21 protein-coding genes are annotated in these 22,351 nt (G+C 66.3%); 8 read left to right on the top strand and 13 right to left on the bottom strand.

The annotated features are described in order from the left end of the window. Positions 1-263: 263 nt before the first annotated feature. From dnaA to DBV14_RS13985, 4 genes are all read left to right on the top strand, one after another. The gene (dnaA, locus tag DBV14_RS14000; RefSeq protein ID WP_124459781.1) at positions 264-1,643 is read left to right on the top strand and encodes a chromosomal replication initiator protein DnaA; all 1,380 of its coding nucleotides are present in this window, start codon (positions 264-266) and stop codon (positions 1,641-1,643) included. A gap of 124 nt (positions 1,644-1,767) precedes the next feature. Beyond that, a complete protein-coding gene (dnaN, locus tag DBV14_RS13995) occupies positions 1,768-2,874 on the top strand; it encodes a DNA polymerase III subunit beta (protein ID WP_124459780.1) in 1,107 nt (368 codons plus the stop codon). Between the two features lie 134 nt (positions 2,875-3,008). Continuing rightward, the gene (gyrB, locus tag DBV14_RS13990; protein WP_124459779.1) at positions 3,009-5,630 is read left to right on the top strand and encodes a DNA topoisomerase (ATP-hydrolyzing) subunit B; all 2,622 of its coding nucleotides are present in this window, start codon (positions 3,009-3,011) and stop codon (positions 5,628-5,630) included. 32 nt (positions 5,631-5,662) lie between these two features. Beyond that, positions 5,663-6,496, top strand: a complete 834-nt coding sequence (locus DBV14_RS13985; RefSeq protein WP_260397024.1) for a DUF3883 domain-containing protein — start codon at positions 5,663-5,665, stop codon at positions 6,494-6,496. Positions 6,497-6,511: 15 nt separating this feature from the next. Here DBV14_RS13985 and DBV14_RS13980 read toward each other — a convergent pair whose 3' ends face one another. Both DBV14_RS13980 and DBV14_RS13975 read right to left on the bottom strand, forming a co-directional pair. Next, positions 6,512-7,174, bottom strand: coding sequence for a hypothetical protein (locus tag DBV14_RS13980; protein WP_124459778.1), 663 nt, complete (start codon positions 7,172-7,174; stop codon positions 6,512-6,514). Between the two features lie 57 nt (positions 7,175-7,231). Then, positions 7,232-7,498 carry a hypothetical protein gene (locus DBV14_RS13975; protein ID WP_124459777.1) on the bottom strand — a complete coding sequence of 89 codons (267 nt, stop codon included), beginning with the start codon at positions 7,496-7,498 and terminating at the stop codon, positions 7,232-7,234. 299 nt (positions 7,499-7,797) lie between these two features. Between DBV14_RS13975 and DBV14_RS13970 the strand changes: the two genes are divergently transcribed. The 3 genes from DBV14_RS13970 to DBV14_RS13960 all read left to right on the top strand — a co-directional run bounded on the left by DBV14_RS13970 (position 7,798) and on the right by DBV14_RS13960 (position 10,342). Further along, positions 7,798-8,325, top strand: coding sequence for a hypothetical protein (locus tag DBV14_RS13970; protein WP_124459776.1), 528 nt, complete (start codon positions 7,798-7,800; stop codon positions 8,323-8,325). Between the two features lie 141 nt (positions 8,326-8,466). Then, positions 8,467-8,961: a hypothetical protein gene (locus DBV14_RS13965; protein WP_124459775.1), complete on the top strand. Its 495-nt coding sequence runs from the start codon at positions 8,467-8,469 to the stop codon at positions 8,959-8,961. A 133-nt stretch (positions 8,962-9,094) separates the two neighbouring features. Further along, positions 9,095-10,342 carry a metallophosphoesterase gene (locus DBV14_RS13960; protein ID WP_124459774.1) on the top strand — a complete coding sequence of 416 codons (1,248 nt, stop codon included), beginning with the start codon at positions 9,095-9,097 and terminating at the stop codon, positions 10,340-10,342. A gap of 51 nt (positions 10,343-10,393) precedes the next feature. Here DBV14_RS13960 and DBV14_RS13955 read toward each other — a convergent pair whose 3' ends face one another. The 4 genes from DBV14_RS13955 to DBV14_RS13940 form a co-directional block, all read right to left on the bottom strand. After that, positions 10,394-10,891: a polyhydroxyalkanoate granule-associated phasin gene (locus DBV14_RS13955; RefSeq protein ID WP_124459773.1), complete on the bottom strand. Its 498-nt coding sequence runs from the start codon at positions 10,889-10,891 to the stop codon at positions 10,394-10,396. Positions 10,892-11,041: 150 nt separating this feature from the next. Continuing rightward, positions 11,042-12,004: a lysylphosphatidylglycerol synthase domain-containing protein gene (locus tag DBV14_RS13950; RefSeq protein ID WP_124459772.1), complete on the bottom strand. Its 963-nt coding sequence runs from the start codon at positions 12,002-12,004 to the stop codon at positions 11,042-11,044. A 16-nt stretch (positions 12,005-12,020) separates the two neighbouring features. After that, positions 12,021-13,289, bottom strand: a complete 1,269-nt coding sequence (gene clsB, locus DBV14_RS13945) for a cardiolipin synthase ClsB (RefSeq protein ID WP_124459771.1) — start codon at positions 13,287-13,289, stop codon at positions 12,021-12,023. Positions 13,290-13,300: 11 nt separating this feature from the next. Continuing rightward, positions 13,301-14,086 (bottom strand): endonuclease/exonuclease/phosphatase family protein, encoded by a 786-nt coding sequence (locus tag DBV14_RS13940; protein ID WP_124459770.1) that lies wholly within the window; start codon positions 14,084-14,086, stop codon positions 13,301-13,303. Positions 14,087-14,322: 236 nt separating this feature from the next. Here DBV14_RS13940 and DBV14_RS13935 point away from each other — a divergent pair, with 236 nt between their 5' ends. Then, the gene (locus tag DBV14_RS13935; RefSeq protein ID WP_124459769.1) at positions 14,323-14,751 is read left to right on the top strand and encodes a serine/threonine protein kinase; all 429 of its coding nucleotides are present in this window, start codon (positions 14,323-14,325) and stop codon (positions 14,749-14,751) included. Between the two features lie 99 nt (positions 14,752-14,850). Here DBV14_RS13935 and DBV14_RS13930 read toward each other — a convergent pair whose 3' ends face one another. The 7 genes from DBV14_RS13930 to DBV14_RS13900 form a co-directional block, all read right to left on the bottom strand. Then, complete coding sequence (locus DBV14_RS13930) at positions 14,851-15,435, bottom strand: Spy/CpxP family protein refolding chaperone (RefSeq protein WP_124459768.1); 585 nt, start codon at positions 15,433-15,435, stop codon at positions 14,851-14,853. A 117-nt stretch (positions 15,436-15,552) separates the two neighbouring features. After that, positions 15,553-16,452 carry a pirin family protein gene (locus DBV14_RS13925; protein ID WP_124459767.1) on the bottom strand — a complete coding sequence of 300 codons (900 nt, stop codon included), beginning with the start codon at positions 16,450-16,452 and terminating at the stop codon, positions 15,553-15,555. A 79-nt stretch (positions 16,453-16,531) separates the two neighbouring features. Further along, positions 16,532-17,302, bottom strand: coding sequence for a GNAT family N-acetyltransferase (locus tag DBV14_RS13920; protein WP_124459766.1), 771 nt, complete (start codon positions 17,300-17,302; stop codon positions 16,532-16,534). A 38-nt stretch (positions 17,303-17,340) separates the two neighbouring features. Beyond that, complete coding sequence (locus DBV14_RS13915; protein ID WP_260397023.1) at positions 17,341-18,519, bottom strand: biosynthetic peptidoglycan transglycosylase; 1,179 nt, start codon at positions 18,517-18,519, stop codon at positions 17,341-17,343. Positions 18,520-18,624: 105 nt separating this feature from the next. Further along, entirely contained in the window at positions 18,625-19,197 is a 573-nt protein-coding gene (locus DBV14_RS13910; protein WP_124459764.1) for a hypothetical protein, read from the bottom strand. Continuing rightward, entirely contained in the window at positions 19,178-20,107 is a 930-nt protein-coding gene (xrtQ, locus tag DBV14_RS13905; RefSeq protein ID WP_124459763.1) for an exosortase Q, read from the bottom strand. The genes DBV14_RS13910 and xrtQ overlap by 20 nt, the downstream gene beginning before the upstream one ends. A gap of 33 nt (positions 20,108-20,140) precedes the next feature. After that, a complete protein-coding gene (locus DBV14_RS13900) occupies positions 20,141-22,222 on the bottom strand; it encodes a VIT and VWA domain-containing protein (protein WP_124459762.1) in 2,082 nt (693 codons plus the stop codon). Between the last annotated feature and the right edge of the window lie 129 nt (positions 22,223-22,351).

Below are 22,351 nucleotides of genomic sequence, written 5' to 3'. Positions count from 1 at the left end.
GGGGGAGCGAGTTGGGATGACCCCTGAGCTCCTACCTGGTGACGCTCGGAACGAGCGCAAAGAGGTTTTCAGGGAAACCCGCAATTATCGCAAACATTGGCGCCGGGAACAATCTTCGACTGGATTTGCGGGCCTTTCGCCGCCATCGGCAGCGTGTGGATAAGGTTTTGACAAGTTAGAATGCCGGGCGCCTTCCAGCAGAGAATATCCACAATACCTATACCAAGAAATGCCCGAAGGTTTCCTCACTTTTTCAAGCGCTCATGTCAACTGACGGCATCGGCGAAAGCCTCTGGCAGGCCTGCGTCGACCAGCTCGCGCAGGAACTGTCCGAGCAGCAGTTCAACACCTGGATCAAACCCCTGACAGCGCAGGTCGCCGACGACCTTTCGCGCATGACGGTGTTCGTTGCCAACCGCTTCAAGCTCGACTGGATCCGGGCCCAATACGCCGGCAAGATCGCGGCCATGGCCGAGAAGATGTACGGCCAGCCGGTGGCTGTCGAGTTAGCGCTCGCTCCGCGTGAAGCGCCCGTGCGCTCTGCGCCTGTCGCCGTTCTGGCCGAAACCGATGTGCCCCGCGATGTGGCCGGGCCGGGCGAAGAGCCCGCCGCCGCCGGTTTCAAGAACCGGCTGAATTCGGGCCTTACGTTCGACACCCTGGTCGAAGGCACGGCCAACCGCATGGCGCGCGCCGCGGCCATGCACGTGGCGGGCATGCCCGGCCATCTTTACAACCCGCTTTTCATCTACGGCGGCGTCGGCCTGGGCAAGACCCACCTGATGCACGCTGTGGGTAACCGGCTGCTGGCCGACCGGCCCGATTCCAAAGTTCTCTACATCCACGCCGAGCAATTCGTGTCGGATGTGGTCAAGGCCTATCAGCGCAAGACTTTCGATGAGTTCAAGGAACGCTACCACTCGCTCGATCTGCTGCTGATCGACGATGTGCAGTTCTTCGCCAACAAGGACCGGACGCAAGAAGAATTCTTCAACGCGTTCGAAGCCCTGCTGGCCAAGAAATCCCACATCGTGATGACCAGCGACACCTATCCGAAGGGCCTGGCCGACATCCACGAACGCCTGGTTTCGCGTTTCGATTCGGGCCTGACCGTGGCCATCGAGCCCCCCGAGCTCGAAATGCGCGTGGCCATCCTGATCAACAAGGCGCGCGCCGAATCGGCCGAAATGCCTGAAGAAGTAGCCTTTTTCGTCGCCAAGAACGTCCGCTCCAACGTGCGCGAGCTCGAAGGCGCGCTGCGCAAGATCCTGGCTTACTCGCGTTTCAACCAGAAAGAGATCTCGATCGCCCTGGCCCGCGAGGCGCTGCGCGACCTGTTGTCGATCCAGAATCGGCAGATCTCGGTCGAAAATATCCAGAAGACGGTGGCCGATTACTACAAGATCAAGGTCGCCGACATGTACAGCAAGAAACGCCCGGCCAGCATTGCGCGGCCGCGGCAGATCGCGATGTACCTGGCCAAGGAGCTCACGCAGAAAAGCCTGCCGGAAATCGGCGAGCTGTTCGGCGGGCGCGATCACACGACGGTGCTGCACGCGGTGCGCAAGATCTCGGGCGAGCGCCAGCAGCTCACCGAGCTCAACCAGCAGCTCCACGTGCTCGAACAGACGCTCAAGGGCTGAAGCCGGATGTCGTTCAAAGTGTCCCTTCGGACAGCGGAGAATGGCGGCTTCGACGGGGCGGGTGAGGCTCCGATCTACGACTACCAAGCAGATTCAAAGAGATAAAGAGAAGAGGTAAGCAGACATGATCGTTTTGAAGGCAACCCAAGACAAGGTCCTCGCTGCGCTGCAGTCGGTAGCGGGCATCGTGGAACGGCGCCATACCCTGCCGATCCTGGCGAACGTGCTGATCCGCAAGACCGGCGGCCAGCTCCAGCTGACCACCAGCGACCTCGAAATCCAGATTCGCACCACCGCCGAGCTCGGCGGCGACGAAGGCAACTTCACCACCACCATCGGCGCGCGCAAGCTCATCGACATCCTGCGCACCATGCCGTCCGACCAGACCGTGAGCCTCGAGTCGAGCGCGAGCAAGCTGGTGCTCAAGGGTGGCAAGAGCCGCTTCACGCTGCAGTCGCTGCCCGCCGAAGACTTTCCGCTGGTGCAGGAGGCCGCCAATTTCGGCCCCGTGTTCAGCGTGCCGCAAAAGACGCTGAAGGACCTGCTCTCGCAAGTGTCCTTCGCAATGGCCGTGCATGACATCCGCTACTACCTGAACGGCATCCTGTTCGTCGCCGAAGGCAAGCAGCTGAGCCTGGTCGCCACCGACGGCCACCGCCTGGCTTTCTCTTCCGCCACGCTCGACGTCGAAGTGCCCCGGCAAGAAGTCATTCTTCCGCGCAAGACCGTGCTCGAAATGCAGCGCCTGCTGTCGGACGCCGAAGGCGCCATCGAGATGCAGTTCGCCAACAACCAGGCCAAGTTCAGCTTCGGCGGCATGGAGTTCGTCACCAAACTGGTCGAGGGCAAGTTCCCCGACTACAACCGCGTGATTCCCAAGAACCACAAGAACACCGTCACGCTGGGCCGCGCGCCGCTGCTGGCCAGCCTGCAGCGCACCGCCATCCTGACCAGCGAGAAGTTCAAGGGCGTGCGCCTGAACATCGAGCCCGGCACGCTTCGCATTGCGTCGAACAACGCCGAGCAGGAAGAAGCACAGGACGAGCTCGACATCGACTACGGCGGCGACGCCATCGAGATCGGCTTCAACGTCACCTACCTGATCGACGCTCTGTCGAACATGGACCAGGACATGGTCAAGCTGGACCTGGCCGACTCCAACAGCTCGGCCTTGTTAACCATCCCCGAGAACGCATCTTTCAAGTACGTCGTGATGCCGATGCGTATCTAGAAGACAAACCACACAGCGCCTTGCGCATACAGCCCGCGGCCCTCCGCGGGTTTGCGCTTTCAAGAGGCGGCGAATTGAGTTCTTGAGAGCCCGAAAAATCACGTCAATGCCGTGAGAGATAGAGGAATATCCGAATGAGTGCAGAAGAAAACAAGCCCGAAGTCCCGCACACCGAGCCGGTCTACACCCCTGAAATCCAGGTCGTGGCGCCCGAAGCCATTCCCGCCGACACCAGCTACGGCGAAGGCTCCATCACCATCCTCGAAGGGCTCGAGGCCGTGCGCAAGCGCCCCGGCATGTACATCGGCGACACCTCCGACGGCACCGGCCTGCACCACCTGGTTTTCGAAGTCGTCGACAACTCCATCGACGAAGCACTCGCCGGCCATTGCGACGACATCGTCGTCACCATCCATTCCGACAACTCGATCTCCGTCACCGACAACGGCCGCGGCATCCCGACCGGCGTGAAGATGGACGACAAGCACGAGCCCAAGCGCTCGGCCGCTGAAATCGCGCTGACCGAGCTGCACGCCGGCGGCAAGTTCAACCAGAACAGCTACAAGGTCTCGGGCGGCCTGCACGGCGTGGGCGTGAGTTGCGTGAACGCGCTGAGCGTCAAGCTGCGCCTGATCGTGCGCCGTGAAGGCAAGATCCACGAACTCGAATTCAGCCGCGGCTTCGTGCAGAACCGCCTGCTCGAAACCGTGAACGGCTTCGAAGTCTCGCCCATGAAGATCATCGGCGACACCGACAAGCGCGGCACCGAAGTCCACTTCCTGCCCGACACGGAAATCTTCAAGGAAAACAACGATTTCCACTACGAGATCCTGAGCAAGCGCCTGCGCGAGCTGAGCTTCCTGAACAACGGCGTGCGCATCCGCCTGCTCGACGAACGCACCGGCAAGGAAGACGACTTCTCGGGCGCCGGTGGCGTGCGCGGCTTTGTCGAGTTCATCAACAAGGGCAAGACTGTCCTGCACCCGAACTCGTTCTACGCAGCGGGCGAAAAGCCGGCCGACACCTACGGCGGCATTCCCGGCACGCACATCGGCGTCGAAGTGGCGATGCAGTGGAACAGCGGCTACAACGAGCAAGTCCTCTGTTTCACCAACAACATCCCGCAGCGTGACGGCGGCACCCACCTCACCGGCCTGCGCGCCGCGATGACCCGCGTCATCAACAAGTACATCGAAGAAAACGAATTCGCCAAGAAGGCGAAGGTCGAAGTCACCGGCGACGACATGCGCGAAGGCCTGTGCTGCGTGCTGAGCGTGAAGGTGCCCGAGCCCAAGTTCTCCAGCCAGACCAAGGACAAGCTGGTGTCCAGCGAAGTGCGCGCACCGGTGGAAGACATCGTCGGCCGCCTGCTCACCGACTACCTGCAGGAACGCCCGAACGACGCCAAGATCATCTGCGGCAAGATCGTCGAGGCCGCCCGCGCCCGCGAAGCCGCCCGCAAGGCCCGCGAAATGACGCGCCGCAAGGGCGTGCTCGACGGCATGGGCCTGCCCGGCAAGCTGGCCGACTGCCAGGAAAAAGATCCCGCACTGTGCGAGGTCTACCTGGTGGAGGGTGACTCCGCCGGCGGTTCCGCCAAGCAGGGTCGCGACCGGAAGTTCCAGGCCATCCTGCCGCTGCGCGGCAAGATCCTGAACGTCGAGAAAGCGCGCTACGAGAAGCTGCTCACCAGCAACGAAATTCTCACCATGATCACCGCCCTGGGCACCGGCATCGGCCGCGCCGGCGCGACCACGGCGGGCGGTGGCGCGGACGACTTCAACGTCGCCAAGCTGCGCTACCACCGCATCATCATCATGACCGACGCCGACGTCGACGGCGCCCACATCCGCACGCTGCTGCTCACGTTCTTCTACCGCCAGATGCCCGAGCTGGTCGAACGCGGCCACATCTACATTGCGCAACCGCCGCTGTACAAGGTCAAGGTCGGCAAGGAAGAGCAGTACCTGAAGGACGGCCCCGCGCTCGACGCCTTCCTGCTCAAGGTGGCGCTGAAGGACGCGAGCATCCAGACCGGCGGCGCCAACTCCACCACGCTGAGCGGCGACACCCTGGGCGAACTGGCGCGCAAGCACCAGGTGGCCGAGGCCGTCATCGCGCGGCTGCGCAACTTCATGGACGCCGAAGCCCTGCGCGCCATCGCCGACGGCGTGGCGCTCGACCTCGACACCACGCCCGCCGCCGAAGCCTCGGCCGTGGCGCTGCAGGCCAAGCTGCGCGAGCTCAACACCACCGGCGTGCCAGCCGAGGTGAGCAACGAGTTCGACGCCCGCACCGACAAGCCGTTGCTGCGCATCAGCCGCCGCCACCACGGCAACATCAAGAGCAGCGTGATCACGCAGGACTTCGTGCACGGCGCCGACTACGCGGCCCTGGCCGAGGCGGCGAACACCTTCCGCGGCCTGCTGAGCACCGAGGGTGCGCTGGTCAAGCGCGGCGAGGGCGAGCGCGCCAAGGAAGAAAAGGTCGACGACTTCCGCCAGGCCATGAAGTGGCTCATCAGCGAAGCCGAACGCGCCACCTCGCGCCAGCGCTACAAGGGCCTGGGCGAAATGAACCCCGAGCAGCTGTGGGAAACCACCATGGACCCGACCGTGCGCCGCCTGCTGCGCGTGCAGATCGACGACGCGATCGAAGCAGACCGCGTGTTCACGATGCTGATGGGCGATGAAGTGGAGCCGCGTCGGGAGTTCATCGAGCAGAACGCGCTGCGGGCTGCGAATATCGACGTTTGATCTAAAACGCCGATTCGCGTCGGGGCCGATACATGGAGTGGTCGCGGGAAGAAGTCGAAGCCATCGTCGCCGACTATCTTCAGATGCTCACGCTGGAGCTTGCAGGGCAAAGCTTCAACAAGTCGGCGCGTCGGCGGGCCTTGTTGCCCAAGCTCGATGGACGCAGCGAAGCGTCCATCGAGTTCAAGCACTGCAACATCACCGCTGCTCTTCAAGACCTCGGTATTCCCTCGCTGTCCGGCTACAAGCGGCGCGCCAACTATCAGGCCCTGCTGCTGGATGTTGTCGTGAGCCAGATCCGCCAGCAATCGATATTGGACGAAGCCGCCCTGGCGGCGGTGGAACGCCCAGCGGTCGAGCCCCCGCAGACCGATTTCTCCAAAGTGAAGTCGGAAGCGCCACGACGTCAACATCGTGTGGCCGAAGCGCCTCACCCGAGCACCTTCGTCGGCGTCAAACGCGACTACCTGGAGCGCGAGGCCCGCAATCGCTCGCTTGGCTCCGCGGGCGAAGCGTTCGTGATCCATTTCGAGCAATGGCGTCTCGCGCAGTTCGGGCAGGAACAACTGGCAAAACGCGTCGAGCGGGTCTCCGTCTCGAAGGGCGACGGGTTGGGCTTCGACGTGCTGTCCTTCGACGCCAGCGGCCGGGAACGGTACATCGAAGTCAAGACAACGAGCTTCGGCGGCGATACGCCTTTCTTTGTCTCGCAACGCGAACTGGCCCTTTCCAAGCACGAGCAAACCCAATTCCATCTCTATCGGCTGTTCGAGTTCCGCAAGGCGCCGCGAATGTTCGATCTGGTCGGCAACCTGGAACAGCATTGCCAGCTCGACCCTGTGAGCTACTGCGCCGCTTTCAACTGAACTTCGCTGCTGCCACTATGGGCAGCCCAACCTGAACTGCCTGTCCCGCACTCGCTTGCGGTCATCCCGCAGCCGGTCGTGCTGGTACGTGTCCTGTGGCTGGCGCGCTTCGGCGTCGATCGCCCTGATCCGCTCGGCCAAGCCGCTGCACTCGCTCATCGCGTTGCCGACGTTTTGCGCTACTTGCCGCTCGTATTGCTGCTGTTGCGCGGCAATGACCGCGTTGTCCCGATTCGAGGCCTCGCGCTGCTCGACGCTCATGCCATCCGCCAGATTCACGTCACGGCGCAGCCGGACTGTTGTTGCCCGCGAACCTTCGGGGCAGGGGCCGTCCGAGTAGGCCGCCTTGCCCGACGGGGTGAGGCACTTGGTCACTTCGAAGGTATCGGGTGCTGCGGCATCCATGGAAGTACCGGGCGCTGAAGGCACGGTGCGCATCGTCGGCGGAGGCGGGTTCGCACGCGGAAGCTCGGTGGTCGACAGCTCCGGTTTCTTCTCCGCCTGCTGCCGCGCCAGCAGCCACTCGGCGCCGCGATAGAGCAGGAACACCGTCAGCACCGCCAGCGCCAGCCACAGCACCCAATGGCGCTCCGGCTTCGGCCGAAGGCCTTGCTCCCAAGCCGTCATCGCCTCACGGCGCTCGCGCAATGGGTCGGGTGGCTGGTCGTCGGTACTCATGGAAACGCAGTATCTCCGCTGCAAGCACCTCGACACCGCGGTTAGCGCAGCTGACTGCTACCGCTTCGGGACCGCGCCCCCGGCACCCCTCACGCCCTGCAACCCCCGCGCCAATCGCGCAATCCCTCCCGTCCCACTCGCCGCACGCCCGATCAGCGCCCCGCCGGCCGCGCCCGCCGCAATCCGGGCAAGAAAAGACCGGCTGCGCCCAGCGGCCAGCAGCAGCAACACGCCCGCGCCCAGCACCACCAGGTGCTCGCCAGGAAAGTCCGCCCGCTGCGCGTCCACCTTCTTGAATTCGTTGATCGTCGATTCGAGGGTCATGTCAAAGCTCCTTTGCTGTTCATCAGCCCTTCATAGCCCGTGCAACCATGCACCGCCGTAGGCGCCGGCCCTGCCCAGGCCCGGAATCGTGCGCAAAACACCGCGTCTCAGGGTTTCCGTGAGGTGACGGTCACGGAATTGACTTCACGCCCGTCACACGGGCGTCACCAGCTATGAAAACAATAGCATTCAACTTCAATCCGAGGATCGTTCCTCGTAAACGCTATATCTAGCCCGACTCTTGCTAAGCAAAATCCTCGACGGATTTCACGTCACGCAAGATCGAGGACCACACAGCAATGAACCCATCGCGTCTCCGGCAGCCACTGGCTGCCCTGGTATTGGGCGGTACAGCAGCATTCCTCGGGGCCCTGTCTTTCTCGGCCCACGCGTTCACGAACCCGCCCATCCAGGTGGCGCAGGGCATCGAGTACATGAGCGGGGGCGCCGCCAGGGATGAAGCCGCCTTCATGGAAATGGTGTCGCCGCGCTGGGCCGCGACCATCGAGTTCGGCGTGAGCGACGGCAAGGGCGCGCAGCAGCCGGGCTTTCCGGCCAAGGCGCTGGTCGAGGTTCGCCAGAAGTACACCGGCCAGGTGGTGATGGACGTGCAATCGCAAGCGCCGTACATGCTGGCGCGGCTCAATCCGGGCGCCTACGATGTGAACGTGACGCTGGGCGGGCTGACGCTCACGCAGTCGCTGGTGGTGATCGCCGGCGTGCCGGCGCGCGCATCGTTCGTCTGGCCGTCGAATTTCGACATGGCCTCGGTGACGCCGCCGCTGCCGCAAACGCAGGCGCTGGCGCAGACCTCCGCCGCCCGCTAAGACTATCTCTCCCTAAAAAGCACGGCCACGCCCCTGCGGCGTGCCTGCCGTGTTGCCGGTCAGCCTTTCCTAAGCTGCGCGCCGCACAGTGGCCGCGTGGCCTCTCGCCACAACGACGAAGACAAGGAAAGGACCCAGACCATGACCTCCCGTTTTTCATCATCGCGCACGCGGCCCCTGGCGGCTGCGGTGCTGTGCGGCGCCGCCGTGCTGCTGCTGGGCGCGCTTTCGCCGGCCCACGCCGCGGTGAATCCGCCGATCTACATGGCGCACGGCATCGAATACATGAGCGGCGGCATCGGCAGCGACGAAGCACAACTGATGGAAACGGTATCGCCGCGCTGGCCCGCCACTTTCGAGTTCGCGATCAAGGACCGCAAGGGTGCCGATTTCGCGGCCAACGTGCACGTGACGGTGCGCGACGGAAGCGGCGCCGCGCTGCTCGACAACGTGGTGTCGGGCGGCCCGTTCATGGTGGCGCGGCTGGAGCCGGGCAACTACGAAGTCGAAGCGCGAATCGGCAGCCAGATGCTCAAGCAACCGCTGCATGTGCTGCAGGGCGCGCCCGCCAAGGCGACCTTCGTGTGGCCCGCGGGCACCGACATGGCTTCGGCCAGCACGCGCACGGTGCAGTGATACGGTGAAAGTGGGCGCAGGCACCGCTTTTCGCCGGCGCAAAATTGCGGGCTTTGCAGGGCCAAGACGACCGCTATCCGGGCGCCTCGCGCTATAGAAAAAATAGCGACCACGGCGCCTTTCACCGCCTTGAATGCGCGGCATGCGCCTTGCAGATGGTGTATCCCGGGCAGTGCCCGACCCCATTGCCCCGATGCCGATTCGTCTCCTGAGCGTCCTGACTGCATTGCTGCACGTCTACATCGCGCTGCGCCTGCTGCCCGCGCTGGCCGCGCTCACGCCTGCGTGGCCGTTGGCGCTGCTCGCGCTGGCGGTGTCGGCGCTCACCATTCCCTTGCCCTTCGTGTCTCGCCGCATTGCGCGCAATGCCTCGGTGGGCGACGTGCTCAAGTGGGTCGGGCTGATCAGCATGGGCTGGTTTTCGTCGATGTTCGTGCTGACGCTGGTGCGCGATGCCGGCCTGTTGCTCGCCTGGCTGGCGAGCGCGGTGGGTGGCCTGCAGGTGCAGTGGAACGCGCTGCTCCCATGGAGCGCGCTGGCGGTGCTGGCGATGGCCACGGCCACGTCGCTCGTGGGTTTCGTCAACGCGCGCCGCACGGCCGGCGTGAAGCGCGTCGACGTGCCGATCCGCGGCCTGCCGCAGGCGCTCGAGGGCTTCACGATCGCGCAGTTGAGCGATATCCACGTGGGCCCGACGATCAAGAGCGCGTACATCCAGCGCATCGTCGACGCGGTCAACCGGCTGGGCGCCGACGCCATCGCGATTACCGGCGACCTGGTCGACGGCAGCGTGCCCGAATTGCGCGAGCACATCGCGCCGCTGGCCGACCTGCGCGCACGCCACGGCACCTTCGTGGTGACGGGCAACCACGAGTACTACGCGGGCGCGCACGCCTGGATCGACGAGCTGCGCCGGCTCGGCCTGAAGGTGCTGCTGAACGAGCACGTGGTGCTGCAGACGCGCAACGTGCGCGGCGCGCAAACCGACGAAGAGCTGTTCGAAAGCGCGCTGGTGCTGGCCGGCGTGACCGACTTCACTGCCGGGCACTTCGATGCGGCGCATGCGAGCGACCCGCACCTGGCGTTGTTCGACGCGCCTCCGCTGGTTCACACGCGCGTGCTGCTGGCGCACCAGCCGCGCAGCGCGCCGTTGGCGGCTGCGGCGGGCTACCAGTTGCAGCTGTCGGGCCACACGCATGGCGGCCAGTTTTTCCCGTGGAATCTGTTCGTGCCGATGCAGCAGCCCTTCACGGCGGGCCTGCATCGGCTGCATGACATGTGGATCTACGTGAGCCGCGGCACCGGCTACTGGGGACCGCCGAAGCGCTTTGGCGCGCCGTCCGAAATCACGCTGCTGACCTTGGTGCCGGCGCGGCCCTGAGCGCTGGCGGCCGCTCCCGCTTCTTCTTTTTCTTTCTCGTCCCCGAACCCGTCAGGCTTGCAGCTCGGCCAGGCGCCGCGCATTCGACGTGGCCGCGGCATGGATGGGCTTGAGCCCTTCGTGCGCAATGCAGGCCGCGGCATCCGACAGCTCGCTGGCCGCGATCGCGGTGCCTGCCGTGGCCTGAACCAGCGCGTCGCTGTGCACCGCCGCCTGGGCCGGCGTGACGCTGCCGGCCAATGAGAAGAAAGCCGTGGTGCCCTGCAGCCATTGCTGCAGCGCGCGGTTCGCCAGCGAGAAATGGCTGCTGTGCCACTGCCTGGCCATCGCCATGCCCGATTCGCTCGCGGCCGCGAGCTTCTCGTGGCCCATCAACTGGAATTCCTCCAGGTCGACCGCGCTGGGCAGCAGCCCGGCCTTGGCGATGCGCTCGGTGCGCATGCGGATCACCGAGCCGGAAGACAGCAGCATCTCGTGGGTCTTGACGGCCAGGTCGACCCATTGCATCAAGGGATCGGTAAGGCGGGCGGCGGAAATGAGCGATGGCATGGGGTGTGGCCCGTGGAGGTGGTCGGCCCACTATAGGCTTCGTGCGTTTCGATTGTTGCACTGCAACAAAAAGGTCCGTTTTCAGTGAAGAAGTCGCGCATTTCCGGCTCTGAAGTGCGCGCTGATCGCACGCTTTGCTGCTGCTCGGCGTTACGAATGACCCGACCGAAGCCGCCGGGCCCGCATCTCGGTGACCAGGTAGCCCAACGTGGCCACCACCAGCGGCAGCAGGTAATAAAGCCCGCGATACGCCAGCAGCGCCCCCAGCAGCTTCGTTTCCGCCACCTGGTGCGACAGCAGCGCCACGAACACGGCCTCGAGCACACCGAGCCCCGCCGGCACATGCGTGACCACGCCGGCCACCGCCGCCACCAGCAGCACGGCCAACACCTGCGGATAGTCGACCTTGCCCTGCAGCAGGAACCAGATCACGCCGCCCATCAGCGACCAGTTGAGGCACGACATTGCCAGTTGCAGCATCGCCATCGGAAGCCCCGGCGCACTGAATTCATGGCCGCGCACGCGCCACGTGCGGCCCCTCGAGAACGCGCACAGCGCCACGTAGGCCGCGGCCAGCAACAGCAACGCCGCGCCCAGGATGCGCAGCCCCTGGTTGTCGATCTTCCAGTCGGGCGGCAGCGCCATCGGCCAGAAGCAGAAGGCCGCGCCGGCCACCACCAGGTAGCCCAGCCAGTTGGTCAGCATGCTGAAGCCCAGCACGCGCGTGATGGTGTCGTTCTCGAGCCCCAGGCGCGAATAGAGCCGGTAGCGAAACGCCACGCCGCCGACCAGCGAGCCGAGGTTGAGGTTGAAGGCGTAGCTGATGAAGGTCACGCCCATCACCGTGCCGGTGCCGAGCTTGTGTTTGGTCACATGCCGGCCCAGCAGGTCGTAGGTGCTGTAGAGCGCAAAGCTGCAGGCGGCCAGCGCGCCTGCCGCGAGCAGGGTGGACGCGGGCAGCGCGCCAATCGCGTCGAGCACCTCGTCCCATTCGATGGTGCGCGCCTGCTTCACCAGCAGCCACGCGATCAGCCCGAAGAAGCCCCACACCGCCACACGGCGGGCCCAGGGCCACCACGACTGGCGGGTGAGGGTGAGGCCGAGGGTGCTCACTTCGTATCCGAGGTCATCAGGCCGCGTCCGTCTGCGTGGCGCCGCCGGTCGGGTTGCTCTTGCCGGTGTCGCGCCGGCTCGCAAGGTCGGTCGCCTCGGCGGGCGTCAGGCGTGGCACGTGGCGCGGCAGCCGCCCCAGCAGCGCCGGATACCAGCGCAGGATGTGAAAGACGAAGAAGCTGCGCACCAGCCGCCAGCCGCTCCATTCGCTCGCAAGGTCGGCCGTGTCTATCCGCTTGCAGCTGTGCTGCATCAGCTGGTCCATGCGCTCCCACAGCACCTTGTTGAAGGCCGCGTCGCGCACGATCACGTTGGCTTCGAGGTTCAGCGACAGGCTGAGCGGATCGAGGTTGCTCGATCCCACCGTGCTCCACTGGCCGTCCATCAGCGCGACCTTGCCGTGCAGCGGCCGGTCGCAGTACTCGTAGATGCGAACGCCGGCGTGCAGCAGGTGGTGGTACAGCATGCTGGCGGCCGTCTTGACGATCGGCATGTCGGGCTCGCCCTGGAGAATCAGCCGCACGTCCACGCCGCGCCGCGCCGCGCGCCGCAGCTCCTTGATGAGCCGGTAGCCCGGAAAGAAATACGCGTTGGCGATCACGATGCGTTCGCGCGCGGCACGGATGGCGGCGCGGTACTGCTGCTCGATGTCGTTGGTGTGGCGCCGGTTGTCGCGCGTGACGAACATCGCGTCGGCTTCGCCGGCATGGCTGCCGCTCGCGGGCGGGGCCTGCTTCAGGCGGCGCCGGAACCAGCCCGCGCCCTTGCCGCCGAGCGCGATGGCGCGCAGCACGAACTGGTGAATCTCTCCCACCACCGGGCCAGCCAACTCGACCGCGTAGTCCTGCTTGGCCTTTGGGCCGAAGTCGAGCAGGTGGTCTTCCGAATAGTTGATGCCGCCGACGAAGGCGCGCTCGCCATCGACCACCACGATCTTGCGGTGCATGCGGCGGAACACGTTGAGCCGCTGGCCCATGAAGCGCTGGCCGGGGTCGAACACCCGTACCTTCACGCCGACCGAAGTCAGGCCCTCGATGAACTCGCGCGAGAGGTCGGGCGAGCCGAAGCCGTCGATCATCAGGTCGACCTTGGCGCCGCGCTGGGCCGCCGAGCGCAGGGCGGCGTGCAGCTGCAGGCCGACCTTGTCCTCGAACAGGATGAAGGTCTCGACGATCACTTCGCGCCGGGCCTCGCGGATGGCATCGAACACGCGCGGAAAAAATTCTTCGCCGTTCTCCAGCAGCTCGATGCGGTTGCCGCCGATCCAGTGGTTGTTGTTGTTCATGTCGCCGGGGTTCACAGGTCGATGTCCGCCACCAGCGGGGCGTGGTCCGACAGGTGCGACCACGGCTTGCGCGGCAGCACCACGGGTGCATGCACGCCAGCGTTGCGCACGTAGATGCGGTCCAGCGGCAGTACCGGAAAGCGCGCCGGAAAAGTGTTGGCGGCGCGTCCGTTGGCGTGCACGAACACCTCGCGCAGCGCGGCGCCTTTCTCCAGCACGTCGTGCGCACGGGCACGCCAGTCGTTGAAGTCGCCGGCCACGATCAGCGGCGCATCCGCCGGCACTTCGTCGCGCACGATGTGGCACAGCAACTCCAGCTGCTGTTGCCGGTGCGCCTCGGCCAGCCCGAGGTGGGCGCAAATGACGTGCACGTCGACGATGCGGCCCGGCAGGCGCAGCACGCAATGCAGCAGGCCGCGTTTTTCGGGGCCGCTCACCGACACGTCGTGGTTGCGGAAATGCACGATCGGAAACTTCGACAACACCGCGTTGCCGTGGTGGCCCTTCGGATACACGGCGTTGCGCCCGTACGCGAACTGCGGCCACATGGTGTCGGCCAGGAATTCGTAATGCGGCGCGTCGGGCCAGTTGCTCACCTTGCGCGAATGCCGCGAGTGCGTGCCCAGCACTTCCTGCAGAAACACCACGTCGGCCCCCACCGTGCGCACCGCATCGCGCAGCTCCGGCAGGATGAACTTGCGGTTGAGCGCGGTGAAGCCCTTGTGGGTGTTCACCGTCATGACCTTGAGCGAGGCCGGCGCGGGGGCGGTGGCAACGGGAATGGGGGAAGAAGACATCGGTCCTGGGGTTGTACGTTGCCGCGCCCGCCGCGCCTGTAGGAACGCGCCACCTTCTAGGGCGGCTTTCATGCCTGGGCGGCCGACTCCTACAGGCAAGCCTGCCGCACCCCCACACGGCACCTTTTTTCAGCCTCCTACGGTGATTTCAGGGCTTGAGAAAAGAGCAGCCCACGTTTCCATCCATTCATCCATCGATTCGAGACAGACAGGCAGACAAGCCAAAGGAGCATTCCATGAAGCAGTCAATCTTTCACGCCACCGTTCTTGCCGCGCTACTGGGCACGGCAGGCATTGCCGGCGCCCAGACCACCTCGGTTCCCGCCCAGCCCGATCCCTCGGTGGGCGGCCAGGCCAGCACCATGACGCCGGCCGGCGTGGCAAACCCGACGCAGCGCCCCGACAACTCGATGCCCGCGTCGCGCGAAGCCGTGAAGGCCGAAGCGCGCACGCAGAACCGCAACAACGCCAACAGCATGGTGCCCAAGGGCGAGGCCACGACCACCGTCAACCACCAGCCGAACGCCATGCCGCAACCCACCGGCGAGCGCTCGCGCGCCGAAGTGAGCCAGGAGGCCCGCAAGGTGAAGCCGCAGTTCGGCCAGAAGGGCGAACGCCCCGACGTGGCGACCAACCCGACCGACAAGACCGGCACGCCGAAGTAACCGTTCGACGAACCGAATCACAGGCAAGAAAAAGCCCGCAGCGCTTTCGCGTTGCGGGCTTTTTCGATGGCGCCACGAATGGCGCACCGGGCGCGCGGATCAGCCCTTGGCGGGCGCCGCACCGCGCGGGCCGCCGTGTTCACCGTGGTGACCGCGATGGCCGTGGCCGCCGAAGTGAACGGTCTCGGCATCGAAGGTCTTCTGCTGCTCGGGCGTCAGCGCGGCATAGAAGGTTTTCGTGGCGTCGGCACGCTTGGCGAACATGGCGCTGCGTTCGGCCTGGCGGGCCTGCATGCGCTCCAGGCGTTCCGGCGTGGTCAGCTTGGCGAACTCGGCGCGGTCCATGCGCGGACGCGGTCCGGCACCTGCGGGCGGCTGGCTGGCGGCAGTGAAGGTGCTCCACGCGCCTTCCTGGGCCGAGGTCAGCTTGAGCTTTTCCTTCAGCGCGGCAAGGCGCTTGGCGCGGTGGGCCTGCATGCGCTCCATGCGCTGTGCGGGGTCCATGCGCTTGTGCTCGGCCTTGGCCTTGGGGGCCGCAGCCGTGCCGTCGGCCTGGGCCACCGCGGCGGCCGGTGCAGCGGGTGTGGCGGGAGCGGCCGGCGCTTGAGCGAAGGCGCCCGAAGAGGCGAGAGCGGCCGAACCCAGCAGGCTGGCCCAGACGATGCGTTGGCGAAGAGAAATCATGAGAAGTGCTTCCTTTCGAAGAAGCCCGCCACCGAGGGGCAGCAGGTGAGACGAAGTGTGGAAGCGCTCTGTATCGCCACCGTTAGCCGGGAGTGAGCTTGCGTAAAGAAGAATGAACTAGCCGCCCAGCTTGCCGTTCTGGAAGTCGTGCATCGCCTGCTTGATCTCTTCCTGCGTGTTCATCACGAAGGGGCCGTATTGCGCAATGGGCTCGTGCAGCGGCTTGCCGGCAATCAGCAGTGCGCGCGCGGGGCTGTGGTTGGTGGCGCCGGCGCGCAGCAGCACGCCGTCGCTGTCCGGGTCGTTGGCCAGAATCGCCATGCGGCGCGTCGGCACTTCGCTGCCGGCAATCCACAGCGATTCGCGGAACACGTAGACCAGCACGTTGTGGTCGGCCGGCAGCGGCTGCGCGAATTCGGCGCCGGGCGGCAACGTGATGTCCAGGTACAGCGGCTCGGTGTGCTCGCGCCGCACCGCGCCCTCGATGCCGTGGCTCGCACCGGCAATCACGCGCACGTGCACGCCGGCGGCGGTGGTGTATTCAGGGATCTCCTCGCTCTGGATGTCGCGGTACCAGGGCTCGCGCATCTTGTCTTTCGCGGGCAGGTTGAGCCACAGCTGAAAGCCTTCCATCAGGCCTTCTTCCTGCTCGGGCAGCTCGCTGTGCACGAGGCCGCGGCCGGCGGTCATCCATTGCACGCCGCCGTTTTCGAGCAGCCCTTCGTGGCCCTCGCTGTCGCGGTGGCGCATGCGGCCGGCAATCATGTAGGTGACGGTCTCGAAGCCGCGGTGCGGGTGGTTCGGAAAGCCGCCGATGTAGTCGCCCGAGTTGTCGCTGCCGAAGGCATCGAGCATCAGGTACGGGTCGAGCCGCTTCTGCAGCGGCTGCTGCAGCACGCGGGTGAGTTTGACGCCGTCGCCATCGCTGGTGGAAACACCGGCCACGATGTGGTCGATGCCGCGCGGCGTGGCCACGGGATCGGTGGGGTGGTTGGCATGGTGATTGGCGTTCTTCATGCGGCCATGGTGGCACTAACGCGGCCGCCGCGCCACCCATGGCCACGCGGCCCCCTGGCGGGAGGTGCTCAGCCGCCGGTTATTTCGGCCACTGCTGGCGCTGCCAGTAGCAGTACTGCCATGTAGTCTCGAAACCCGCGCGCCGGTACAGCGCCAGTGCCGGCGGGTTCGCCGCATCGACCTGCAGGAACACGCGCTCGAAACCGTTCGCCAGTGCCGCCTGCGCCAGCCCGGCCAGCACGCGCCCCGCCAGCCCCCGGCCGCGTTGCGCCTTGTCGGTCCGCATGCCGTGCACGCTGGCCCAGCCGTGGCCAAAAGCCATCGCACCCGCCGCGACGGTGCGGCCGCCTTCGCGCACGCTGGCGTAGAGCGAGCCCTTGGCGCGCGCCAGCGTTCGCACGCGGTGCGCGCCGTCCACCGGGTCGAACCCCTCGCCGAGAAACAGCGCCGCCCAGGCATCGTCGGGCGTGCGGTCGACATCGGCCAATGCGCCGCCGGGCGCCACCACCTGGCGCATCTGCTTTGCGGAGCCGACCTGCACGCAGGTCGGGCTGTCGTGGGTGTAGTGCCGCCGCGCCAGTTCGCTGCGCAGGCCGTCGAAGCAGGCCGCGTCGGCCAGCCGCAGCGCGGGTGCAACCTGACGGCTGTCGTAGCGGTCTTCGATGCGGTCCAGCGTGGCGTGATCGACGGCGCCGCGGTGCAGCGGCACGGCCGACCGGGCGCGCTTGACGGTGCCGCCGTCGAAGGGCAGCAGCCAGCCGTCGAGTTCTTCGGTTATTTCGGGCGACACCGCCGCGACGGTGGCGCGCTCGATGGCTTCGACGTCCGCTTCGGTCACAAGAACGGTCATTGCATTGCTTTCATGCCTGGCAGGTATTGCGGTGGCGCTCAGGGCGTTGCCGGCGGCGCCGAGAACTTCGCGGCGGCCACGCCCTTGAGCATCGCCTCGCGCTGGTTGCGGCTGATGCCGCGAATGCCTTCCGCCACCCACTTGGTGCGTTCGGCGTCGATCTGTCCGTCGCGCCGCCACTGTTCGAGCACGGCCTGCGGCTTGTGCAGCATCGCGGCCAGCCAGACGGCCTGCGCCGGTTCCAGCGTGCGCGCGCTGCGCTTGAAGTAGCGGCGCGCCGCGGCCTCGGCACCGCAGATGTTGCCGCCCCAGGGGGCGTTGTCCAGGTAGAGCTGCAGGATGCGGGCCTTGCCCAGCGTCTGCTCCATCTCGACCGCGTAGAGCATCTCGCGCAGCTTGCGTTCGGCGGTGCGGTCGCTGCCGGTCACCAGCAGCTTGGTGAGCTGCTGCGTCAGCGTGCTGCCGCCGCGCCGGACCTGGCCGGGCTTCTGGTTGTTGTCGATCGACGCGAGGATCTCGGTCAGGTCGTAGCCGGTGTGCGTGAAGAAGCGCTGGTCTTCCGCCGCGATGACCGCGCGCGCCAGCCAGCTGTCGTTGGCCAGCCTGGCCGACGGGCCGCAGCTGGTGCGCGCGTCCAGCATGGCTTCGGTGCCCAGCCCCTCGACCGTGAACTGGCTGATGGCCGGCAGCACCGAGAACGTGGCCTCGGGCAGCACGAGCTGGCCGTGCAGCGCCAGCGTGCCGCCGATGCGGGCGCGCTGCAGTTCGGGCAGCGTGGGCACCAGCACCGCGTACCAGCGCGCAATGGGCGCGTCCTGCACGTTGGCGCTGAGCTGCAGGTTCTTCGGCGTGAGCTTGCCTTCCCAGTGGCCCTGGAGCCGGGTGGTGTCGGTGCTCTGCGGCGTGGCTTCGAGCGCGCCGCTCAGCACGTTGCCGTCGCGCCGCACGGTGGCGACCAGGCGCTCGACCTTGATCGGCTGGCTGCCGAGCGCCGACACCTCGGCGCTGCAGGGTGCGCAAGTCATCTCGAGCATTTCGCCGGCCGGTTTCCAGGCAAAGCGCACGGTGCCGAAACGGGTGTCGAGCGAATGGCCGTCCAGGCGCGGCGAGAACCAGGGCGAGGTGGCCAGGCGCAGCGCGGTGGGCACGCCGATCTCGAAATTCAGCGGGCCCGCCTTCACCGTGGTGCTCCACTCGCCGGCGGCCGGCGCAAGCACCAGCTTAACTATCAAAAAGATAGCTACAAGTGCAGTAATGACAAGGGCCAACAGCCCGAAAAGCAAAAATCGCAGGGTCTTCTTCACAGACACATTCTCAGGTCGTCAGATGGGTTTTGCCACGGTGACCGCTTGCCATGGGCCATGCGACTGGCCGCTGGCCGCTGCCCAGTACCAGGCTGAAGTGTCGGTGAAAGCCGCGCCCTGGGCGTCCACGATGCGCTCGCAAACGCGGATCTTTTGCGCTCCGTGCCGTTGCGCAACAAAACAGCGCCACAAACGCTCCTGCGCGTCGCGTTCCAGCCGCGCCTGCTCGATGCGGTAGCCCAGCGCGCGGTAGCAGTCCACCGCCGGATGCAGCATGCGCGTGGGCTGCTTCACCTGGCGCATCACCAGGGTCTGGGTGCCGTCGGTCATGCGGCCGATGGCACCCGGAAAGCGGTCGGCAAAACGCTGCTCGACCTCGCTCAGGGCGAGCGGGCGCAGCGGCAGGCCGTCCCACCGGCTCGGCCATTCGTGCGAAACCGCGGCAACGTCGGCTGGCTCGGCCGGCGCGCGCAGCGCCGCCGCGGTCGACCACAGCATGCACAGCAGCATCGCCAGTGCAAAGGCCGTCTTGTGGCCGATGCGGTTGATGAAATGGTTGGCGAACCAGCGCTCAAAGAACGGTGTCGACATGGCGGCCTCCTTGCGTGGTGATCAGGCCCGGGACCGGGTGTTCGAGCGGCTCCGGCGCGGGTCGGGCCGGCACCATCAGGCGGGCGATGGCGCCGCACACGGCCGCCAGCACCACCAGGCCCAGCGCGTTGTGCGCCCACGGCGCCAGCGGATGGCCGGCGCCTTCGAACGCGATCAGCACGCTGTTGCGCAGGATGTTCCCGCCCAGCACCAGCAACCCGACCATCGGCAGCCCACGCAAAAAGCCGCGATCGCTGCGGCGCGCCCACAGCGCGACGGCGCAGGCCGTGAAGTAGCCGAGCCACACCATCTGCACGCCCGAGCACGGCGCGTCGACGATCACCAGCCGGCCATCGACCATCAGGCTGGTGCCTTCGCGCGCCACGTCGAAGCCCGGTGCCAGCAGCCAGCGGCTGGCCTCGGCCGTCACCACGCGCAGCGGATAGCCCGCATAGAACTGCAACGACGACAGCAGCGGCAACGCCAGCACCGCCAGGCCGACCACTGGCAACGTGGCCACCTTGCGCGGCAGGAAGGCCAGCAGCCCGCAGGCCAGCGACAGCACGGCCACCAGCCCGGCCGCCAGCGGCGGCAGCGCGGGCACCACGCCCAGCCCGGTGCGCAGCAGCGTCGCCAGCACGGTGCCCGCGCCCGCCGTTGCCAGCCAGCCCAGCCGGGGCGACGCACGCAGTTCGTGCCGGCGATGCCACACCAGCGCCGCCAGTGCGACCAGCGCCACCAGGCCCAGCGGATCGTCGGAGCCGTCGCGCATGCGCTGGACCATCCACACCCAGGTCGGCATCAGTGCGACGAACTGCAGGCCCAGCCAGCCGGCGGCCGGCGTGCGATCGATGTGGATGCCCCAGTCCACGATGCGCGGATGCCGGTGGGCGAGCATTGCCAAAGACATTTTTCTTCTCTCTGCTTTTTTTAAAAAAAGGATTCAGGACGTGAAGCGGCGCGCGTCGTTGCGGCGCGCACGGCGGCGCAACATGGCCAGCATCGACAGCACCACGGCAATGGCGCCCAGCGTTTCGGGTTCCGGCGTGCTCGGCACTTCGGCCCCCAATTCCGCGACGGCCATGTCGCTCACGCCTTGCGGCATCGGCAGCGGCTGGTTCACGTCCACCCTGTTCTGCGGCGCCAGGTTGCGCACCACCTTGTCGACCGCAATGAAGCTCGTGTACTGCGTGAGCAGGCTGTACTTCAGGCCCAGCTCGGTGATGCGTTCCTTGAATGCGGTGCCGCCTTCCAGCGTTTCCTGGTCGCTCAGCGCCTGGATGCGGTGGCGGGCCCACAGCGTGCGCAGCGCGGCCGTGTCCTGCCGGGTGCGCTCGTTGATGCGCACTTCCTGGCGGTACGGGCCGCTGGCGCCCTGGCCTTCGATGATCACGCGGCCCTTGGCTTCACCACGCCACTTGCCGAACACGATCACCGGGCGTTCGCCCAGCACGTCGGGCAGGGCCTGCGGCTCCACGTCGTACACGTCGAGGCCGCCGAAGGTGGCCCTCACGCTGGTGAGCACCGGCGACTCGACCATGCGGCGAAAGCGCGCCGCCTGCTCCGGCGCCTGTACCGGGTCGGTGATGATGAAAGGCTCGCCCATGCCGGCACGCGCAATGCCCTCCATCAGGCTGCGGTTCACCGAGGAGCCGATGCCGAAGGCAAACACATTGGCCTTCGACAGGTTGTTGCGCACCAGCTCGAAAGCCTCGCGCTCCACCGTCACGTAGCCGTCGGTCACCACCACCACGGTGCGCGACACGTTCTCTTCCTTCGGCTCGGCGTAGACACGCTTGAGCGCCGGAATCAGCTCGGTGCTGCCGCTGCCGCTGTAGTTCTTGATGGTGGCCAGGGCCTGCTCGATGTTGGCGCGCGTGGCCGGCACCGACTTCGGCGACAGCATCTTGTTGCTGCCCGAGAACAGCAGCACGTTGAAGGTGTCGCTGGGGCGCAGCCCGCCGATCAGCCGTTCGAGCACGGTCCTGGCGGTGTCCAGCGGAAAGCCGTGCATCGAGCCCGAGATGTCGACCACGAAGATGTAGTCGCGCGGCGAAATGGCGCTGGCAGCCACGGCCTTGGGCGGCTCCACCATGGCCAGGAAGAAGTTCTCGGCGCTTCCATCCAAATTTTGGCCTTGCCCCTTGTAGAGCATCAGGCCCGATTCGATCTTCTCGCCGGCCAGGCGGTAGTCGAGCACGAAGTCGCGGTTGTCGGCGGGGCGGCCATCGGCTGCGAGCACGATGTCGGCGTGCTGGTCTTCATCGCTCTTCTTCACGTCGATGGCGTGCGTGGCCGAGCGGATTTCCTTCAGGCCCATCGGCGTGTCGATGGTGGCCTTGAGCTTGAAGCTGGTGTTGGGCACCGCGCCGGCCGCCAGCGTGGGTTGCGCGACCCACCTGGCCTGTGCGTTCGACGATTGCGGGCTGTTGTAGCGCGGGCCGACCACGGTCGGGAACACGAATTCGTAGTTGCCCGATTGCGGCACCAGCAGCTCGGTGTAGCGCAGCTCCACCTTTACGTCGTCGCCCGGCATGATGTTCGCGACGTTCATCTGGAACACGTTCGGCAGGTGCTGCTCGAGCAATGCGGCGGTCTTGCCTTCTTTCTTGGCGGTGTCGTATTCGATCCGCGCCTGCTGCTTCTCGCGGATCTGCGCGGTGATCAGCCGGTCGGCCAGCCGCACGTTCAGGCCGCTCACCGCCGCCTTGGCCGAGCCGGGAAACACGTACTTCGCCTCGATGGCGCGCTGGCCTTCGTTGCGGTAGGTCTGCGTGACCGTCACGTCGGCGATCACGCCCGAAATCTTCACCGACACCTCGGTGCCCTTGAGCGGCAGGCGGTCGACCGAAGGGTCGTCGCTCTTGACGAAGAAATACGGGCTCTCGGTCTTCAGGCGCGGGCCGGCGGGCGCTTCCTGCGCATGCAGCGGGCGCACGCCCAATGCGATGAAGCCCGCGGTCGCCAGGCTCACGGTGGCGAGCCAGAGCCAGCGGCCGGGGCGTGGGGTGGTGTGGGCATCCATGGCGGGGGTCCTTGTCCGTGCGAACTTGCACAGCCCCGACTGTCGGCAGCGCAGGAGAAGCCAGTAGGAAGGCTCCTTGAAGTCGCAACCCGCGAATGCCCGCTGTGTGAAGTCTGTGTGAAGTGAAGC

It is taken from the genome of Variovorax sp. KBW07, assembly GCF_003852515.1.
GTDB lineage: Bacteria > Pseudomonadota > Gammaproteobacteria > Burkholderiales > Burkholderiaceae_C > Variovorax.
The sequence above is the reverse complement of the archived record's forward strand: the minus strand, read 5'-3'. Positions and strand labels throughout refer to the sequence as shown.

Excerpts from the sequence above, each read along its gene's own strand:
- DBV14_RS13935 (WP_124459769.1), top strand. The coding sequence starts at position 14,323 with ATGAAGCAGTCAATCTTTCACGCCACCGTTCTTGCCGCGCTACTGGGC.
- DBV14_RS13925 (WP_124459767.1), bottom strand. The coding sequence starts at position 16,452 with ATGAAGAACGCCAATCACCATGCCAACCACCCCACCGATCCCGTGGCC.
- DBV14_RS13910 (WP_124459764.1), bottom strand. The coding sequence starts at position 19,197 with ATGTCGACACCGTTCTTTGAGCGCTGGTTCGCCAACCATTTCATCAAC.
- DBV14_RS13975 (WP_124459777.1), bottom strand. The coding sequence starts at position 7,498 with ATGACCCTCGAATCGACGATCAACGAATTCAAGAAGGTGGACGCGCAG.
- DBV14_RS13985 (WP_260397024.1), top strand. The coding sequence starts at position 5,663 with ATGGAGTGGTCGCGGGAAGAAGTCGAAGCCATCGTCGCCGACTATCTT.
- DBV14_RS13920 (WP_124459766.1), bottom strand. The coding sequence starts at position 17,302 with ATGACCGTTCTTGTGACCGAAGCGGACGTCGAAGCCATCGAGCGCGCC.
- DBV14_RS13930 (WP_124459768.1), bottom strand. The coding sequence starts at position 15,435 with ATGATTTCTCTTCGCCAACGCATCGTCTGGGCCAGCCTGCTGGGTTCG.
- DBV14_RS13965 (WP_124459775.1), top strand. The coding sequence starts at position 8,467 with ATGACCTCCCGTTTTTCATCATCGCGCACGCGGCCCCTGGCGGCTGCG.
- dnaN (WP_124459780.1), top strand. The coding sequence starts at position 1,768 with ATGATCGTTTTGAAGGCAACCCAAGACAAGGTCCTCGCTGCGCTGCAG.
- DBV14_RS13940 (WP_124459770.1), bottom strand. The coding sequence starts at position 14,086 with ATGTCTTCTTCCCCCATTCCCGTTGCCACCGCCCCCGCGCCGGCCTCG.
- dnaA (WP_124459781.1), top strand. The coding sequence starts at position 264 with ATGTCAACTGACGGCATCGGCGAAAGCCTCTGGCAGGCCTGCGTCGAC.
- DBV14_RS13960 (WP_124459774.1), top strand. The coding sequence starts at position 9,095 with ATGCGCGGCATGCGCCTTGCAGATGGTGTATCCCGGGCAGTGCCCGAC.
- gyrB (WP_124459779.1), top strand. The coding sequence starts at position 3,009 with ATGAGTGCAGAAGAAAACAAGCCCGAAGTCCCGCACACCGAGCCGGTC.
- DBV14_RS13970 (WP_124459776.1), top strand. The coding sequence starts at position 7,798 with ATGAACCCATCGCGTCTCCGGCAGCCACTGGCTGCCCTGGTATTGGGC.
- DBV14_RS13955 (WP_124459773.1), bottom strand. The coding sequence starts at position 10,891 with ATGCCATCGCTCATTTCCGCCGCCCGCCTTACCGATCCCTTGATGCAA.
- clsB (WP_124459771.1), bottom strand. The coding sequence starts at position 13,289 with ATGAACAACAACAACCACTGGATCGGCGGCAACCGCATCGAGCTGCTG.
- DBV14_RS13980 (WP_124459778.1), bottom strand. The coding sequence starts at position 7,174 with ATGAGTACCGACGACCAGCCACCCGACCCATTGCGCGAGCGCCGTGAG.
- DBV14_RS13900 (WP_124459762.1), bottom strand. The coding sequence starts at position 22,222 with ATGGATGCCCACACCACCCCACGCCCCGGCCGCTGGCTCTGGCTCGCC.
- xrtQ (WP_124459763.1), bottom strand. The coding sequence starts at position 20,107 with ATGTCTTTGGCAATGCTCGCCCACCGGCATCCGCGCATCGTGGACTGG.